At 67.2% G+C, this 17,954-nt stretch carries 10 protein-coding genes; 4 read left to right on the forward strand and 6 right to left on the reverse strand.

Features of this window, described 5'->3' with window-relative positions; all coding sequences use genetic code 11:
* Positions 1–23: 23 nt before the first annotated feature.
* From EDC64_RS01315 to EDC64_RS01335, 5 genes are all read right to left on the reverse strand, one after another.
* On the reverse strand, positions 24–3,521 hold the full coding sequence (locus EDC64_RS01315; RefSeq protein WP_132028907.1) for an indolepyruvate ferredoxin oxidoreductase family protein: 3,498 nt from the start codon (positions 3,519–3,521) through the stop codon (positions 24–26).
* A gap of 146 nt (positions 3,522–3,667) precedes the next feature.
* Positions 3,668–4,726 carry an acyltransferase family protein gene (locus EDC64_RS01320; RefSeq protein ID WP_165933598.1) on the reverse strand — a complete coding sequence of 353 codons (1,059 nt, stop codon included), beginning with the start codon at positions 4,724–4,726 and terminating at the stop codon, positions 3,668–3,670.
* 67 nt (positions 4,727–4,793) lie between these two features.
* Positions 4,794–5,804: a nickel/cobalt transporter gene (locus EDC64_RS01325; RefSeq protein WP_245504478.1), complete on the reverse strand. Its 1,011-nt coding sequence runs from the start codon at positions 5,802–5,804 to the stop codon at positions 4,794–4,796.
* Positions 5,801–6,442 carry a DUF1007 family protein gene (locus EDC64_RS01330; protein ID WP_132028916.1) on the reverse strand — a complete coding sequence of 214 codons (642 nt, stop codon included), beginning with the start codon at positions 6,440–6,442 and terminating at the stop codon, positions 5,801–5,803. The genes EDC64_RS01325 and EDC64_RS01330 overlap by 4 nt, the downstream gene beginning before the upstream one ends.
* A gap of 104 nt (positions 6,443–6,546) precedes the next feature.
* Complete coding sequence (locus EDC64_RS01335) at positions 6,547–7,683, reverse strand: PA0069 family radical SAM protein (protein ID WP_132029967.1); 1,137 nt, start codon at positions 7,681–7,683, stop codon at positions 6,547–6,549.
* A gap of 328 nt (positions 7,684–8,011) precedes the next feature.
* On the opposite strand from EDC64_RS01335, the gene EDC64_RS01340 reads away from it, so the two are divergent.
* Genes EDC64_RS01340 through EDC64_RS01355 form a run of 4 tightly spaced genes read left to right on the forward strand, consistent with a single transcriptional unit; the run spans position 8,012 to position 11,210 of the window.
* Complete coding sequence (locus EDC64_RS01340) at positions 8,012–8,164, forward strand: aa3-type cytochrome c oxidase subunit IV (protein ID WP_132028919.1); 153 nt, start codon at positions 8,012–8,014, stop codon at positions 8,162–8,164.
* A 31-nt stretch (positions 8,165–8,195) separates the two neighbouring features.
* Positions 8,196–9,347 carry a Re/Si-specific NAD(P)(+) transhydrogenase subunit alpha gene (locus EDC64_RS01345; RefSeq protein WP_132028922.1) on the forward strand — a complete coding sequence of 384 codons (1,152 nt, stop codon included), beginning with the start codon at positions 8,196–8,198 and terminating at the stop codon, positions 9,345–9,347.
* Positions 9,344–9,802, forward strand: coding sequence for a proton-translocating transhydrogenase family protein (locus EDC64_RS01350; protein ID WP_132028925.1), 459 nt, complete (start codon positions 9,344–9,346; stop codon positions 9,800–9,802). The genes EDC64_RS01345 and EDC64_RS01350 overlap by 4 nt, the downstream gene beginning before the upstream one ends.
* A 10-nt stretch (positions 9,803–9,812) precedes the next feature.
* Positions 9,813–11,210, forward strand: a complete 1,398-nt coding sequence (locus EDC64_RS01355; RefSeq protein WP_132028927.1) for an NAD(P)(+) transhydrogenase (Re/Si-specific) subunit beta — start codon at positions 9,813–9,815, stop codon at positions 11,208–11,210.
* 184 nt (positions 11,211–11,394) lie between these two features.
* Here EDC64_RS01355 and EDC64_RS01360 read toward each other — a convergent pair whose 3' ends face one another.
* A complete protein-coding gene (locus EDC64_RS01360) occupies positions 11,395–17,841 on the reverse strand; it encodes an autotransporter outer membrane beta-barrel domain-containing protein (RefSeq protein ID WP_132028930.1) in 6,447 nt (2,148 codons plus the stop codon).
* Positions 17,842–17,954: the final 113 nt, after the last annotated feature.

Consider the following 17,954-nt stretch of genomic DNA (forward strand, 5'->3'; position numbering starts at 1 on the left):
CGACCCGATCTGACGGGCCGGCGCTATTCCGCCGCCTGCGCCGGCGCCGCGGTGGGCGCCCGGAACTTGGCCAGAAGGTCCGCTTCCTCGGCCTTGGCGGCGGCGAGGTGGCGCGCCTTCACATGGCCGTAGCCGCGGATCTTGTCCGGGATCGAAGCGAGCGCCACCGCATAAGCGTGGTTCGCGAGGTCCAGCGTGCCGACGAGCTCGCCGATGAGCGCCTCGTAAGCGCGGATCAGCGCGCGCTCCGTGCGACGCTCCTGCGCATAGCCGAACGGATCCAGCGGCGTGCCGCGCAGGGCGCGGAACTTGGCCAGAACGGCGAAGGCCTTCATCATGCGGGGGCCGAAGCGCATCTTGCGCGGCACCCCGGTCGTCGGGTCACGCTTGGCGAGCAGTGGCGGGGCGAGGTGGAACTCGAAGGACAGGTCGCCCTCGAACGCCGCATCCACCTGCTTCAGGAATTCGCCATCGGCATAGAGCCGCGCGACCTCGTATTCGTCCTTGTAGGCCATCAGCTTGTAGAGGTTGCGCGCGACCGCCTCGGCAAGGCCCGACCGGCTTGGGGCGCGCTGCGCCTCGGCGGCCTGGACGGCCTCGACGAGAGCCCGGTAGCGGGCGGCATAGCGCGCGCTCTGATAGGCCGTGAGCGCGTCGACGCGGCGGGCGATCGTCTCCTCCAGCGAGCCGGAGAGGCGGCGCGCATCGGTGGCCGCCTGCGCCGGTCCGATCAGCCCCTCCACGCGCGCCGGGTCATGGGCCGCGCGGCGGCCCCACAGGAAGGCGGCCTGATTCATCGCCACCGCTTCGCCGTTCAGCTCGATCGCCTTCAGGATCGCCGCGGCGGAGAGCGGGAGCGCGCCGAACTGGTAGGCATAGCCGACCATGAAGATGTTCTGCGCCAGCGAATTGCCGAACAGCGCGGTGGCGAGCCGCGTCGCTTCGATCAGGTGCGTGTTTTCCGGCCCGGCCGCCTGGGCGATGGTGCGCTTCAGTCGGATCGTCGGCAGCGAATAATCCGCGTCGCGGGTGAAGTCGCCCGGCAGCACCTCATGGGTGTTGACGACGACGATGGTGCGGCCCGGCTTCACCGCCGCGAGCACCTTCTTTGTGCCAGCGACGACCAGGTCGCCGCCGAGCACCAGATCGGCACCGCGCGCGGGAATGCGGATCGCCGTAATGTCGTCGGGGGCGGCGGCGATGCGGATGTGGCTGTAGACCGCGCCGCCTTTCTGGGCGAGGCCGGCCATGTCGATCATGCCGCAGGCCTTGCCCTCGAGATGGGCGGCCATGCCGAGAATGGCGCCGATCGTGACGACGCCGGTGCCGCCGATGCCGGTGGCGATGATGCCGTAGGTGCCGGCAAAGGCGGGCTGCGCCGGCTCGGGCAGGTCCCAGGCTTCGCCGGGCGGCGTGTCACCGTCCCGCGCCCCCGTGGCGACGCCCGCGCGCTTGCGCGGCTTCGCCCCGTGCACCGTCACGAAAGACGGGCAGAAACCGTTCACGCAGGAAAAATCCTTGTTGCAGGACGATTGGTCGATCTCCCGCTTGCGGCCCCATTCGGTTTCCAGCGGCTGGACCGAAACGCAATTCGACTGGACCCCGCAATCGCCGCAGCCCTCGCACACCCGCTCATTGATGATGACGCGCTTGTCCGGGTCCGGGAATTGGCCGCGCTTGCGGCGGCGCCGCTTCTCGGAGGCGCAGGTCTGGTCGTAGATCAGCACGGTGGCGCCGGGAATGGCAGCGAGCTCCCGCTGCACGTGCTCCAGTTCGTCGCGATGATGGATGGTGAGGCCGGCGGGCCAGTCCGTCCCGGCGGGATATTTCTCCGGCTCGTCGGTGACCACCACGACCCGCCGGACGCCCTCGGCCGCGACCTGCCGGGCGATCGCCGGGACGGTGAGGTCGCCCTCGTGATGCTGGCCGCCGGTCATCGCGACCGCGTCGTTGAACAGGATCTTGTAGGTGACGTTGACCTTCGCGGCGACGGAAGCGCGCAGCGCCAGATAGCCCGAATGGTTGTAGGTGCCGTCGCCGAGATTCTGGAACACGTGGCCGCGCGTGGAGAACGGCGCTTCGCCGATCCAATTGGCCCCCTCCCCGCCCATCTGGGTGAAGCCGGTGGTCTCCCGGTCCATCCATTGCACCATGTAATGGCAGCCGATGCCGGCATAAGCGCGCATGCCCTCCGGCACGCGGGTGGACGTGTTGTGGGGACAGCCGGAGCAGAAATAGGGAATGCGGGTCGCGACGTCGGCGGTCGCCGCCAAGGTGCGCTGCGCCTCCTCCAGCGCCGCGACGCGGGCCGCGATGTCGGGGATGTCGCCATAAGCGAGCAGCCTCTTGCCGAGCGCGATGGCGATGTCGTTGGGATCGAGCGCACCCTTGACCGGGAACAGCCACCGGCCCGCTTCGTCCTTCTTGCCGATGCAGACCGGCTGGTCGGCGGTGCCGTACAATTCCTCGCGCACCTGAACTTCGATGAGGGAGCGCTTCTCCTCCACCACCATGATCAGATCGAGCCCGCGCGCGAAGGCGCGCAGCCCCTGCGTCTCCAGCGGCCAGGGGCAGGCCACCTTCCAGATGCGCAGGCCGAGATCGTTGGCGCGCACCTCGTCGATGCCGAGTTCGTCGAGCGCCAGACGCACGTCGAGATAGCTCTTGCCGACCGTGGCGATGCCGATCCGCGGCCGCGCCCCGCCCGAGGTGACGAAACGATTCAGAGAGTTGGCGCGCAGGAAGGCGAGCACCGCGTCGCGCTTATGCTCCTGCAGGCGCTCCTCCTGGGCGAGCGCGGTGTCGCCGAGGCGGATGTTGAGGCCGCCGGGCGGCAGGGCGAAATCCTGCGGCAGCACGATCTGCACGCGGTCGAGCCGGCCGTCGACGATGCCGGTCGATTCGATCGTGTCCTTCACCGCCTTCAGCCCGACCCAGGCACCGGAATAGCGCGAGAGCGCCCAGCCATAGAGCCCGTAATCGAGGATTTCCTGCACGCCGGCGGGATTGAGCACCGGGATCATCACGTCGACGAAATGGAATTCGCTCTGATGCGCGGTGGTGGAGCTTTCGCAGGTATGGTCGTCGCCCATGAGCGCGAGGACGCCGCCATGCGGGGCGGTGCCGGCATTGTTGGCGTGGCGGAACACGTCGCCCGAGCGGTCGACGCCCGGACCCTTGCCGTACCAGAGGCCGAACACCCCGTCATATCTGCCCTCCCCCCGCAGTTCCGCCTGCTGGGAGCCCCACAAGGCGGTGGCGGCGAGGTCTTCGTTGAGGCCTGACTGGAACAGGATGTCGTTGGCCTTCAGCAGTGCGCCGGCACGGCCGAACTGCTGGTCCAGGCCGCCGAGCGGGGAGCCGCGATAGCCGGTGACATAGCCCGCCGTGTTGAGGCCGGCGCGGCGGTCGCGCGCCTTCTGCATCAGCGCGAGCCGCACCAAGGCCTGCGTGCCGGTGACGAAGACCTGTTCGGTATCGAGGTTGTATTTGTCGTCGAGGGCGACTGGCTTCAGTTCCATGGGACGCCTCCCGGCGCCGGCCGCGGCCGTCTTGATGTCTGAAGACAGGCTGACACGGTCGACCACGCCCGGCAATTTCGTTGTTTGAAACGATTATGAAACGAAATTGCCCCCAGCACGGGCGTGACGAATTTTAGTGCATTGCATCATGGCGCCGCCGCATCGGCCGGGAGCCCGGGCCGGCCGCCGCCGACGCGGCGCACGCGATGGAGCAGCGGCTTCTCGATCAGCACATAGAGCAGGGCGCCACCCGCGACGGCCGCCGCGCTCATCGCCAGCCAATAGAGCAAGGGCGGCAAAAGCGTGGGGAGCCCAAGGAGCAGGCCCACCTTCGCCATCAGGGAGACGAGCGCGAAATGGGTCAGATAGATCGTATAGGAGGCATCGCCGAGGAAGGTGAGCCAACCCGGCACCCGTGCAAGGCCGGCGCGCTCCCACAGCAGAAGCCCCAGCAGCACGCCTGCAAACGGCAGGCCGAACGCGGCGCGCACGAACACATTGCCCTCGCGCAGTCCGCCGCCCTCCAGGAACACCAGGCAGAGGAGGAGGACGGCGAGAGACCCGAGCGTCATCACGGGACCATAGCGCGGTGCGATCCGTTGCAGACCGAAATAGACCGCGATGCCCAAAGCGAAGTTCAGGTTCATCAGGTTCAGCGCGACGCCGGCGAAGGTCGTGGCGGACGGGTTGAACGGCGATGCGGCGATGACTGCGAGGATCCAGGCCCCGAACAGTGCGAGGCCGAGCCTGCGGTTGACGATCAGCACCGCGAAGACCGCGTAGAAGAAGACCTCGTTGAACAGCGACCAGGCGGTGGCGACGGCGGTGTTGGTGGGTGAGACGCGGACGAGCGAATAGGAGGTCAGGAGGTCGAGGGCGGAAAAGTGCGCATCCGCGCTCGCTCCGGCCAGAATGGCGAGCAACAGCACGGTGTGGAAAAGCCAATAGACCGGATAGATGCGACGGAAGCGGCGCCAGACATAGCGCTTCAGCCGCGCCGGGGCGCCGATATCGGCGCGATGCGCGTAGAGGATCACGAACCCGCTGATGACGAAGAAGAAGTCGACCCCGAGATCGCCCGCGGCGGGGAAGCCGCCGAGAATGCGCAATCCGCCGTATTTCTCGGCCGAGAGCGCGGCGAAGGCATGGAAGAGCACCACCGAGAGGGCGGCGACCGCACGGCACGCCTGGACCGTCTGAAACATGTCCCCTCCGGCGCGGAGCGCCGGGCGCGACCGCACATTCATGCGGTAAGGGGAGCCGCGCGAAGCGTCAACCCGGCAGCAGGCGCTCGCTGGCGAGATAGCCGGTCAGAAGCGCGAGGCCGAAGGCCATGACGGCCAATGCCGCGAGCACTTCCACCCCCAGCATCAGCAGCGCCGCGCGGCCGCTGCCCTTGGCGGCGAGGCGCACCGCGAGCTGCTTGCCATAGACCGCGAGAATGGCGATCGCCGAGACGGTGAGCGCGGTGCCGACCCCCATCGCGAGCGTCGCGGCCACCCCGCTCCACAGCACCCCCTGGGAGAGCGCGAAGATCAGGACCAGGATCGCGCCCGAGCAGGGGCGCGCGCCGGCCGAGATCACCGCGACGGCGGCGCGGCGCAGCCCGCCCGCACCGTCGAGCAGGTGGGGATCCGGCGCATGCTTGTCGATGCAGCCGCAGTCCGGCCCGTGGACATGGCCGCCCGGCACCGGCCGGCCCCGCGCCACGGCGATCAGCACCCGTCCCTTCTGCAAAGCCAGCCAGGCGCCGAATGCGGCGATGCCGCCATAAGCGGCGATTTCCACCCAATTCATGGCGCGGGCCATGACGGGCGCGGTCGCGCCGAGTGCCAAAGCGAGGATGCCGACGAACAGGATGGCGGCCAGCGCCTGGACCATGGCGGCGGCGAAGGCGAGGCCGATGCCGCGCCGCAACGTGCCGCCATCGGCGAGGAGATAGGCCGAGATCACCGCTTTGCCATGGCCGGGGCCGGCGGCGTGGAACACGCCATAGGCGAAGGACAGGCCGGCGAGCAGGCCGAAGGCATTGCCGTCCGCCTTCGCGGCCCGCACCGCCTGGATCAGCGCGCGGTAGAACTCGCTCTGCTTGGCGATGAGAAATCCCGTAATCCCGCCGGGGCCCGCCCCGCCGGCCGTCGCGCCGAGGCCGAACGGCGTCGGCTTCGCCCCGCCGCCCAGTGCCTGCGCAAGCGCATGGCCGAGCCCGGCATCGAGCGCCGCGCCCGCGCAGACGGCGAGCAGCAGGACCAGAAGCGGACGTCGCAGGCCGGATGGCCTCACGGGCACCGCACCTGGATTTTATCGGCATATTGCGCGCCGTAGGTGCTCGACGCGGTGAGATCGGAGAAGAAGGATTCGCCGAGCTGCATGGTCTGCGGCTGATCGGGCGTCACCACCTTGAAACTGCAGCCGGCGGGGGCGCCGGAGAGGCGCACCGGCTCGGCCTCGGCAAAGGCGAAGGCGACGAAATAGGTCGGATCGTAAATGTCGAAGGTCATGGAGCCCTTCGCCGGGACCGGCTTTTCCAGCGGCAGGACGAAATGCAGCGTCAGCGCATCGTTCGCGAAGGTGAGCGAATAATCGACCGGGTCCTTGAAGACGAGGCCGGCTTTGGCGGTTTTTCCCTTGACGAAATAGTCGTATTCCTTGAGCGAGGTGACATTCACCTCGGCGAGCGGCTTCAGAACGCTGTCGGGATAAGAACCGTCCTTGTTGCGCGCCATGCCCTGGAGCGCGAAGGCGGTGAAGGCCTCGTCGAAGGTCCAGGCCTGCTTGAGGCCGGTCATCATGCCGTCCGGCCCGTACACGACATCGGTGCGCATCGTCACCCAGACATGGGGATGCGCCAGCGCCGCCCCCATGGCGCCGAGAAGAATCAGAACGCCGCCGAACAGGCGGACCGCGAATCGATAAGCCATGGCCCTCACCGTATTGTCCCCACACCTCGCGCGCGAGTTCGGCGGAATGGTGGCGGACAAGACGTGGCATGCACGCGCGGACCGTCGAACCGCGCCGACCGGATTCAGAACAGGCTGAGTTGCTCCCCCAATGCGGGCGGACGGCGGAAATGCGCTGTGGTGAGCTTCAGCCCCCGCCCGGCGAGGCCGAGCCGGCGCGCGGCGATCTCGAAGCGGCGGCCGATGGTCCAGGCATAAGGGCCGATGCCCTTGCCGCGCGTGCCGAAGGCCGAATGGTAATCCTTGCCGCCATTCATGTCGCGCATCAGCGTCATGACGTGCCGCGCTTTGTCCGGGAAATGGGTGACCAGCCATTCCTTGAACAGGTCGGCGATTTCCAAGGGCAGGCGCAGCGTGACATAGCCGGCCTCGCTCGCCCCTGCCGCCTTGGCGGCGTCGAGAATGCGCTCCACCTCCATGTCGTTGAGCGCGGGGATCAGCGGCGCGGTGAGGACGGCGGTGGGAATGCCGGCGTCCGACAGCCGCCGGATCGTTTCGAGCCGCCGGCCCGGGCTCGCCGCGCGCGGCTCCATCAGGCGCGCCAGCTTGGGATCGAGCGTGGTCACCGAAATCGCCACCTTGACCAGACCGCGTTCCGCCATCGGCGCGAGGATGTCGATGTCGCGCGCCACCAGACCCGATTTGGTGACGATGCCGACCGGGTGGTCGAAATCCCGCAACACTTCGAGGATGCGGCGGGTGACCTCGTAGCGCTTCTCGATCGGCTGATAGGGATCGGTATTGGTGCCGATGGCGATGGTGCGGGGCGTGTAGGCGGGATGCGACAGCTCGCGTGCCAGGAGCTCCGGCGCATCCGGCTTGACGAACAGCCGGGTCTCGAAATCGATCCCCGCCGAAAGCCCGTGATAGGCGTGGGTCGGCCGGGCGAAGCAATAGATGCAGCCGTGCTCGCACCCGCGATAGGCGTTGATCGAGCGATCGAAGGCGATGTCGGGCGACTGGTTGCGGGTGATGATGGTGCGCGCCCGCTCCTCGGTCACTTCGGTGCGGAACGGCGGCAGATCTTCCAGGCCCTGCCAGCCGTCGTCGAACAGGATGCGCGCGGCCGGCTCGTAGCGCCCCGCCGCGTTCGACACCGCGCCGCGCCCGCGGCGGCGCCCCCCCTCGACCAAGGTGCCGAGTTCAGCGCTCCCGCCCGCATCTTCCGCGGGAGGCGCGGCGGGGGCCGCGCGCTCGGCCATCAGGCGGCCGAGAATGCGCTCCCCCTGCGTCTTTTTTTTTGTGCCGGCCTCCACTGGACCCTGCAGCCGCGCCGCCCCGTCGCTGTGCCGCAGGGGCTGGGCGGGCCGCACCGGGCGCGCACGGGAAAGCTTCGATTCGTAAGGCGCATCCATGGGAAAAGTGTAGCGCGCCATCCGAACAAAACAAGAACAAAAACCCGTGAAACTCCGCCGGCTTCCGCCTTGAAACGGGCGGGATTTGGTATACTGTGCACCAGAGCGAGTTGCCACAGAAGCCCTTCTCGGTTAAAGGGCCAGAGCTACCGCACGCTAGGGGGACTTTGCCGCCATGGCCGACCACGGCACGCTGGAATACACCACAGCCCAAGGCAATGATTACGAGGAACACGCGCGCACCTACGCGCTGTTCACGACCATGACCAAATGGAGCACAATCGCGCTCGCCATTCTCATGGTCTTCATGTGGTTCTTCCTCCTCTGAGAAGCGCCCTCGGGCTCCGGAGACGTTTCAGATGAAAATCGCTGTCCCCGCCGAGGTTGATCTCGGCGAGCCGCGGGTGGCTGCCACCCCGGATACGGTCAAGCGGCTGGTGGCCCTCGGCGCCGAAATGGCGGTCGAGACCGGTGCCGGCCTCAAATCGGGCATCCTCGACGCGGATTATCAGGCCGCCGGCGCGACGATCGCCGCATCCGCGCAGGACGCACTCTACGGCGCCGACGTGGTGCTCAAGGTGCGCCGCCCCACCGATGCGGAAATTCCCGCCTACAAGCCCGGTGCGCTGGTGCTCGCCATCATGGACCCCTACGGCAACGATTGGGCGCTCCAGGCGATGGCCAATGCCGGGCTCGCGGCGTTCGCGATGGAATTGATGCCCCGCATCACCCGCGCCCAGGTGATGGACGTTCTGTCCTCCCAGGCGAACCTCGCCGGCTACCGCGCCGTGATCGATGCCGCCGGCGAATTCGGCCGCGCGCTGCCGATGATGATGACGGCCGCCGGGACCATCCCCGCGGCGCGCTGCTTCGTCATGGGCGCCGGCGTCGCCGGCCTCCAGGCGATCGCCACGGCCCGCCGGCTCGGCGCGGTGGTGACCGCCACCGACGTGCGCCCCGCCGCCAAGGAGCAGGTGGAATCGCTCGGCGCCAAATTCGTCGCGGTGGAAGACGAGGAGTTCAAGCAGGCCGAAACCAAGGCCGGCTACGCCAAGCCGATGTCGGCGGAGTACCAGGCCAAGCAGGCCGCCCTCGTCGCCGAGCACATCAAGAAGCAGGACATGGTCATCACGACCGCTTTGATCCCCGGCCGCCCGGCGCCAAAGCTCGTGTCCGCCGCCATGGTGGCGAGCATGAAGCCCGGCTCGGTGATCGTCGATCTCGCGGTCGAGCGCGGCGGCAATGTCGAGGGCGCCCTGCCCGGCCAGATCGCCGAGGTGAACGGCGTGAAGATCATCGGGCATCTCAACATGCCGGGCCGCATCGCGGCCTCCGCCTCGCAGCTCTACGCCAAGAACCTCTACGCCTTCCTCGAGACCATGATCGACAAGGCGTCCAAGACGCTCGCCGTGAAGTGGGACGACGAACTGGTGAAGGCGACGCTGCTGACGCGCGACAATACCATCGTCCATCCGAACTTCGCCCCCAAGGTTGAGGGATCCGTCCAATGAGCAGCCCCGTCGCAGCCCAGACAGCGGTGGACGCCGCCGCCCAGGCCCGCGCTGCAGCCGAAGTCGCGCGCCAGGCGGCCGAGGCGGCGCAGATCTATGCAGACCAGGCGGCCACCGCGCTCGGCGCGGCCGCCCATGCCGCCACCGGCGGGGCGATCGATCCGTTCGTCTTCCGCCTCGCCATCTTCGTCCTGGCGGTGTTCGTCGGCTATTACGTCGTGTGGTCGGTGACCCCCGCTCTGCACACCCCCTTGATGAGCGTGACCAACGCCATCTCCTCGGTGATCGTGGTCGGCGCCCTGCTCGCGGTGGGCGTCACGACCGTCGGCGACGACGGCCATTCCCTGTGGGCGCGCCTGTTCGGCTTCATCGCCCTCGTCTTCGCCTCGGTGAACATATTCGGCGGGTTCCTCGTGACCAGCCGCATGCTCGCCATGTATCAAAAAAAGAAGTGAGGACTGAGCGATGAACGCCAATCTCGCCGCCGTCCTCTACCTCGTCGCGGGCATCCTGTTCATTCTGGCGCTGCGCGGCCTGTCGCATCCCACCACGTCGCGGCAGGGCAATCTGTTCGGCATGGTCGGCATGGGCATCGCCGTGCTGACGACGCTCGCGCTGTCGCCCCCGTCCGACCTGTTCGGCTGGGTGCTCGTCATCGCCGGCATCGGCATCGGCGGCGGCATCGGCGCCGTGGTGGCCCGGCGCATCGCCATGACCGCCATGCCGCAACTGGTCGCCGCCTTCCACTCGCTGGTCGGCCTCGCGGCGGTGTTGGTCGCGGCCGCCGCGCTCTATGCCCCGGCCGCCTTCGGCATCGGCACGCCGGGCGACCTGCACGCCGCCAGCCTGATCGAGATGTCGCTGGGCGTCGCGATCGGCGCGATCACCTTCACCGGCTCGATCATCGCCTTCGCCAAGCTCAACGGCAACATGTCGGGCAAGCCGATCATGCTGCCGATGCGGCACCTCATCAATGCCGGCCTCGCCATTCTGCTGGTGGTGCTGATCATCGCCTTCGTGCTGACCGGCTCGATCCCGCTGTTCTGGATCATCACGCTCCTGTCGCTGGTGCTGGGCGGCCTGCTGATCATCCCGATCGGCGGCGCCGACATGCCGGTGGTCGTCTCGATGCTCAATTCCTATTCGGGATGGGCGGCGGCGGGCATCGGCTTCACCCTCGGCAACACCGCGCTGATCATCACCGGCGCGCTGGTCGGCTCGTCCGGCGCGATCCTGTCCTACATCATGTGTAAGGGCATGAACCGCTCCTTCATCTCGGTCATTCTCGGCGGCTTCGGCGGCGAGACGACCGGCGGGCCGGCGGGCGCGGTGGAGAGCCGACCCGTCAAGCACGGCTCGGCGGAGGATGCCGCCTACATCATGAAGAACGCGCAGAAGGTCATCATCGTGCCGGGCTACGGCATGGCGGTGGCCCAGGCGCAGCACGCTTTGCGCGAGATGGCCGACATCCTCAAGGAAGAGGGCGTCGAGGTGAAGTACGCCATCCACCCGGTGGCCGGCCGCATGCCCGGACATATGAACGTGCTGCTGGCGGAAGCCCAGGTGCCCTATGACGAGGTCTTCGAGCTGGAGGACATCAATTCCGAGTTCGCCCAGGCCGACGTCGCCTTCGTCATCGGCGCCAACGACGTGACCAACCCGGCCGCCAAGACCGACCCGACCTCGGCCATTTACGGGATGCCGATCCTCGATGTCGAAAAGGCGAAGACCGTGCTCTTCATCAAGCGCGGCATGGGCTCGGGCTATGCCGGCGTCGAGAACGAACTGTTCTTCCGCGACAACACCATGATGCTGTTCGGCGACGCCAAGAAGGTCACCGAGGAAGTCGTCAAGTCGTTCTGAAAATCGTCCCGCGGCTTTCCTGTCGCAAAGGCTGCGCAGCCCCCGCTGCGCAGCCTTTTTGTTTGCCCATCGTCTTGTCGGGGCGCCGCGCGTCAGGCGATTGCAGACCTCTTTGGCATGCCGCGCGACCAAGCGGACGGCGCACCGGTCTCCGCAGTCGTCCCTGCCGTCGCAGACGGAACCGTCAGAACTGCACCGCCAGGCGCGCGCTCAGCTCCTGGGAGAGATAATTGTCGCCGATGTCCGCTTTGTATTCCGCGCGGATTTCGTAGCCTTTGGTATCGAAGAGCTGCAAGCCGGCGGACAGGTTCACCAGGGTCGAGGGGATGCCCACATCGGTGACGAAATCCCCGATCAGGTCGCTGGCGTCCGAAAGGCTGACGCCGACGGGCATGCTGTCCTTTGCAAAGAAGGTCATGCCGACGGTTCCATAGGGCCGGAGCCACAGACTCGGGGACAGATCGAACCTGCCGCCGATCTCGACATTCGGGCTGAAGGCGACGTTCCACTGCTGAGCGGACGCATAGTCCAGCACCACATCCGCACCTTCGGTCGAATAAGCCGGCATGTAGGTGTAGAGCAGATCGAAATCGGCATAGGGCTTCACATACCAGGTGGGGAAGGCGAATTCGTAGCTGGCGCGGAAGCGTCCGCCCCCGGTGAGCACGTTGGCCGTGCCGCTGGTGAGATCGACGTCGGATCCATAATTGATGACGCGGTCGGTCTCGTAATTGCCGAAGCCGAGATGACCCGAGAGGGCGAACAGCCACGGGCCGTTCTGGTGCTTGAGCGAAAGCGCCGCATCCATGCCGTTTCCGGAGGTGGAGGATTCGCCGTCCGCGCCGCTGAGCCAGGATTGGGTGAAGCCGGCGGTGGCGCCGACGAACCAATTGTCGATCACCTCCCGCTGCACGCCCACGCGATAGGTGACGGCGGTCTGGTTATAACCGGCCGCGTCGGCGGAATCCGTCTGCCGGGTCCAGGTTCCGATCAAGCGGGCCCATGCACAATTGGTTTCCTCCATCATCGTGCTCGCACCCTCGAAGACGGGGCAGCTCAGCGCCGCGTGCATCGAGGTGCGGGCATTCATGGTCTGGTAGGTCAGCGTGCTGGCGGATTCCTCCGGCGTAAAGCCGTCGATCGCCTGCATGTAGGCCTGCGCCGATGGGACCCGCGCAAAATTCCCGAACTTTTCCGCCATTTTGTCGCTGACGGGAGCGTTCCAGGCATTCTGCAGATAGCGCATCAGGGCTTGTTCGCTCGGCGTCGCCGGCAGGCCAGCCACCGGACCGAAATTCGCTTGCGGGGTCACGTACAGCCCGCTGCCGAACTGCGTCTCCCACCGGAAGGGGGAGAAGCCGCTGGCGCCGCTCGCCGCGATGCGCCCGGCCGGGCGTTCGACGCTGGAGAGAACCTTGAACTCTTCGCGTCTCAGGCCGCCCACCACATTCACCTTGACCGCCCCGTCGAGCGTTATGGCGTTGGGCGTCGCCCTCCCGTCGGCCGGGGTGATATTGATGAGGTCGCTCCGGCTGCCTCCCGGAGCCGGCGTCGAGGTGACGTCCACGAGCAGGGTGCCGCTCGCGCTTTGCTTGAATTCCGCCGCCCGCACAGAGAGGGTCGCGAGCGTCCCGACGCCGCCGACATCGAGGATCCCGTTATTGACGAACCGCCCGCCGACGCCGAGCTTGAGGCTGCCATCCCCGGCGCGGCTTTGGTAGGTCCCGCGCGCCATGTTGGTGAAGACGTTGGGATCGGCCATCGCCGATCCGAGATCGATATCGCCGATCACCCGGCTGTAATTGTCGACGATGTCCGTTCCGAAGGACCCGAGAATGGCGGTTCCGGAAGCGGCGCTGACCGTGCTGTCCCCATCCAGCGCCGAAAGGCGGACATAGTTTCTATGGCCGCCATCGATGCGGATGGCCGCGCCGCTGCCGGATCCGCCTTCAAGCGTGCCTTCGTGGATGATCGAGACGCTCAAATCGTACGGGTTGGTTCTGATCTCCCGCGTCGGATCGATCGAACCGTCGGCCTTCTGGACGCCGGACTGGGCGAAGATGGCGTAAGAATCCTTGCCGACCGCCGAAATGGTTCCCCGCGTGTCGACCCGGATGCCGCCCCCTGACCCCTTCATCAAGGCGTCCCGGCTCGCGGTGGCGTTGGGCGCAGGCATATTGCCGCCGTCCACATTGAACCATGCGCCGCCGCCGCCGCCGAGGCTCTGGGCAAAGATGCCGTGCGCGCGTTCGCCGGTGGTCGCGATCGAGAACCGGCTGCCGGTCACATCGTTGGCCGATCGCACGATGACCTGCCCGCCATCGCCGGACGCGCCTTGCTTGAGGGTCAGGAAGTATCCCGTTTCCCCGCCTTCATCGAAGGGGGATCCGACCGGGACCGTCACCCATTTCGTCCACTCGGTGGGGGTCGCGAGCGTGACCGCCCCCTTGCCGGCTCCCGCATAGCCGCCACCGCCGCCGATCGATTGTGCGAACACCGCCGTCGCGCCGGCTCCGGATGTCTTGATCGTGGATTTGTTGGCCAATTCGATCAGGACCAAGCCGCCATCGCCCTTGGTGCCGGATGTCCCGCCAAGGACCGTGTTCCGAATGATCTCGGAAGCCGGAACGGCATGCGCGCCGAAACCGCCGCCGCCGCCGATCGACTGGGCGAAGAGACCGAAAGCGCCGAGCCCGGTGGTTTCGATCGCACCGGCGTGACGCAGGCGCACCTCTCCCCCATTGCCGCCGTTTTTTCCTTCCTCATCGGCCCGTGCGCGGCCACCAATAGTGGCTGACGCCACCATTGGCGGGATAATCGACGTCCAAGACCGTCCCGCCTCGCTAAAGTCTTCGATGGCCCCGAGGCCGAGATCCTTCAGGATCTCGTTGGCCTTCATCAAGGCATCGTACTGTTCTTGAGATTTTACCAGCAAGTCCGCCGAGACGGGAGATTTGCGGTCCAGGAAATAGGCGCCGCCGCCGCCGCCGATGCTCTGCGCGACGATGGCATGGGCTTCCTGGCCGGCGGTCACGAGGGTCCCGGTATTCGTGACGGCCACGGCGCCGCCATTGGAGAGCGCCGCGGTCATGCCGCCGACATTGATGGCCGCCGACACGGAGGCGACGGCATCGGAATTTGCCGCACCGCCGCCCACGCCGCCACCGCCGCCGATCGATTGCGCCATGATGCCGAACGACCCGCCCCCGAGGGTCGAAATGCTGCCGGAATTGGTCACGGAGACCGATCCGCCGGCTCCACCGGAGCCCCCCGACCCGCCGATCGCGAGGCCGATATTGTAGAAGTTGGCGCCGTTGGTTACGCCGCCGCCGCCTGCGCCGCCACCGCCGCCGATGCTCTGCGCGAAGATGCCGTAGGAGATGTTGCCTTCGGTGACGAGTTGTCCCGCATTGCGAATCTCGACCTCCCCGCCGACCCCGCCATCTCCGCCGCTGCCGCCGATGCTCACGGTAACGGAGGTGGGGTTCGTCGTCGATTTCGGCGCCTTGCCGACCAGCTCTTGAATTCCAGATTTGAGCCCGTCAGTAAATTGGGACTTGAACGTATTCAAAACGTCCCCTTTGACGGCCTCATACATGGCCTTCGCGACACTCTCCTCTACCGGTATCTCCGCAAGAAGCGGCAGCCCCCTTTTCGCTCGATCCTCATTTTGCTTTCTTATATCTTCGTTTTTCTTGATATCTGACTTATAAGAATCCCATGCCGTCTTAAAAAGGTCGAGAACCTCCTTGGCGCTCTTCAAATTTTCCTGACTTGTCCCCTTCTTGTTGAAGAATTCAATATCGAGCTTGGCCCCCTCGGCTTGCGAAACGACGGTCTTGTTGATCTTGAAAATCTCATCCGCGAACTGAACCACGGCGTCGGTCGTCGCCTGCACGGCGCCGGGCACCGCCCCGCTTTTCTTGGCGCCGGACATCGCGCCGCCGCTGCCGCCGCCGCCGCCGATGCTCTGCGCAAAAATTGCTGCAGAGCCGTCTCCGCTGGTCTTCACGATTGCATATGCGGAATTGCCCACGGAGACCTTTCCGCCCGCCCCCCCGCCGCCGCCCGAGCCGCCCACCGACAGGCTGCCGGCGAATTCGCCCGCGCCGCTGCTGAGATACCCGCCGCCATTGCCGCCACCGCCGCCGATGGATTGGGCGATAATCCCCTTGGACTCGTTCGCCCACGTCCGGATCGATCCGACATTGTTCACGAGGACGAGACCGCCATTGCCGCCGTTCCCCCCCGACCCGCCGACGGCGAACTTAAGCGAATACGCATCCGCAACCGGGAGGGATTCGGACCAGACCGCAGCGATGGGATTATCGGTCGTGACGCCTTTTTTCGCCGACGCGCTTCCCGAGCCGCCGTCACCGCCGCCGCCGCCGATGCTGACCGCCATGATTCCGGTGGAGAAGGCCCCCATCGTCTCGATGGATTTCTCATTGACGACGCTGACGAGGTCGCCATGGCCGCCGCCGCCGCCGCTTCCCCCCATACCGACGGAGAGAGCGAAATTCCTGAACACGCCCGCCACATCCGAGAGGGCCGATGCGGCGCCCGCATTGCCGCCGCCGCCGCCGATGCTGGTGGCGAGGATTCCGTAGGCCTTTTCTCCCTTGGTCGTGATCGCCGACGCGTTGCGGACCGAGACGGAGCCGCCTGCACCGCCGTCGCCGCCGCTCCCGCCGACGGCATAGGTGAAGCTGAAGGACGGGATATTGGGAGGAGAGGCGGCGATGGCGGACGCCGATGCGTCGCCCGCGCGCCCGCCCCCGCCGCCGACGCTGCGGGCCTCGATGCCGTGCGATTCCTTGCCGGATGTCGCGATGAGCGAGGTGTTGTCCACCAAGACGGAACCGCCATTGCCGCCCTTTCCGCCAGCTCCGCCCACGGCGTACGACAAGGACAGGACGAGCCCCGCCGACCCTGCCTGGGCCGCCCCGCCCGAACCGCCGCCGCCGCCGACGCTTTGGGCGACGACGCCGCTCGCGGCATTGCCTTTGGTGGTGATGGACGGGAGTCCACTCTGTCCCAGCACGTTTGCGGACGAGGCCTTCACTTCCACGAGGCCGCCATTGCCGCCGCCGCCGCCGCTGCCGCCGGCAGCGGTGCCGAGAACGATACTGAATACGGATTTGGAGCCGCCGCCCGCGCCGCCGCCGCCGCCGACACTCTGAAGCAGCATGCCCATCGCGCCATCACCTTCGGTGAGGAGGCTGCCGTCATTGACCACGGAAACGGTCCCGCCACTCCCGCCGGCGCCGCCTGTGCCCCCCTGCCCTGCCGGCCAGAACGCCGAGGAACTGCCGCCGCCGGCTCCCCCGCCGGTGACCGATCCGGGCTTGATGTCGGCCCGCTGGAACGCGTTGACCGCGCCGCCGCCACCGAGGCTCTGCGCCAGAAGGGCAATCGACCCCTCGCCCCGCGTGGTGATCGAGCCGGTCTGGGAGACCTCCACCGTACCGCCGTTTCCAGCATTGCCGCCATTTCCGCCCGGCCGGCCGCCCGTCGCCCGCGCGCCATCTCCGCCCACGCCGCCCATGGACATCGCGGCGAGCCCGAAGGAATAGTCCTGCTTCGTCTCGACCGATCCCGCCTGCACCGCGGTGACCGTCCCGCCATTGCCGGCCTGTCCCCCCGCTCCCCCTCCGGCAGCTCCGGTATAGTCGCCGGATGAAACGATGGCGACCTGCCGGCCGCCGCGGCCGCCGACCGATTGCAGAAGCACACCGGTGGACGTCTTCCCGTCCGTCACGATCTTGCCGGTATTCGTGAACGTGACGGCGCCCCCCTGACCCGCCCCCGGCAGGATGTTCGTGTATGTGCCTCCATCGAGACCGGCACCCCCGATCGATTCGGCGATGACGCCGGGCGCGTAGCTCCCGTGCGTGGAGACGACCGCGCTCTGTCCCAGAGTGACCAAGACGCCATTGCCATCCGCACCGGGATATTTGGCGGCGTTCGCGCTGGACACGCCGATGGCCCATGCATTGGAGGCATTCTTGCCGGTCTGGCCCCCGAGCGACTTCGCCCAGACAGCGCCGAAATGGTCCCCGGTGGTCGACACCGTCGCCCCAAGGTCGAGCATCACGGTTCCGGCCTGCCCGCCTTTGCCCGGTGCGCCGGGGCCGCCGGGTCCGTCGCGCCCGACCATGCCATCGCCGCCGACCGAATAGATGGACACAAGCGCCGTGTCGGTCGAAAGCGTCGCATTGCCGACCACGGCCCCGGTCAGCGTCAAAGCGACGTTGCCCGCGCGTCCGCCGTCCTTGCCCGGCGTGTAATAGATCGTCGACCCCGAAACGCCCCCCGCGGAGAACTCCTCCCCCAGAGTGCCTTTGCCGCCCACGGATCCCACTTCGACAATGGTAGACTTGGCTGGCGTACCGACATTCGAAACGGTCGCGGTCAGGGAGACGTCGCCGCCGGGGGCGCCGGGCGTCGAATCGACCGGGTCACGACCGCCGGGACGCGGGGCCCAGTACCAATCCTTCCCATCCGCGCCTTTCTCCACCTTGAAGAGGGAGGAGTCTTGCGCCGCCGCCGGCACGGCGGCGAGCCAAGCGCAGGACATGAGCAACGGGACGGCGCTGACCCCTGAAAGAAGCCCTTTCCGCAATTGCATGACCCCTCCAAACGCAGAACATAGAACGACGTTCGGCGCCGCCCCATAGGAGGCAGCGCACGTCTAGCCCCATAAAAGAACACCCTCGAGACAGGCAATTAACATATCCACCT

The organism is Aquabacter spiritensis (assembly GCF_004346185.1).
GTDB classification, from domain to species: Bacteria; Pseudomonadota; Alphaproteobacteria; order Rhizobiales; family Xanthobacteraceae; genus Aquabacter; species Aquabacter spiritensis.

Coding starts and splice junctions, on each gene's coding strand:
- EDC64_RS01320 (WP_165933598.1), bottom strand. CDS start 4,726: ATGTTTCAGACGGTCCAGGCGTGCCGTGCGGTCGCCGCCCTCTCGGTG.
- EDC64_RS01330 (WP_132028916.1), bottom strand. CDS start 6,442: ATGGCTTATCGATTCGCGGTCCGCCTGTTCGGCGGCGTTCTGATTCTT.
- EDC64_RS01360 (WP_132028930.1), bottom strand. CDS start 17,841: ATGCAATTGCGGAAAGGGCTTCTTTCAGGGGTCAGCGCCGTCCCGTTG.
- EDC64_RS01340 (WP_132028919.1), top strand. CDS start 8,012: ATGGCCGACCACGGCACGCTGGAATACACCACAGCCCAAGGCAATGAT.
- EDC64_RS01355 (WP_132028927.1), top strand. CDS start 9,813: ATGAACGCCAATCTCGCCGCCGTCCTCTACCTCGTCGCGGGCATCCTG.
- EDC64_RS01350 (WP_132028925.1), top strand. CDS start 9,344: ATGAGCAGCCCCGTCGCAGCCCAGACAGCGGTGGACGCCGCCGCCCAG.
- EDC64_RS01345 (WP_132028922.1), top strand. CDS start 8,196: ATGAAAATCGCTGTCCCCGCCGAGGTTGATCTCGGCGAGCCGCGGGTG.
- EDC64_RS01335 (WP_132029967.1), bottom strand. CDS start 7,683: ATGGCCGAGCGCGCGGCCCCCGCCGCGCCTCCCGCGGAAGATGCGGGC.
- EDC64_RS01315 (WP_132028907.1), bottom strand. CDS start 3,521: ATGGAACTGAAGCCAGTCGCCCTCGACGACAAATACAACCTCGATACC.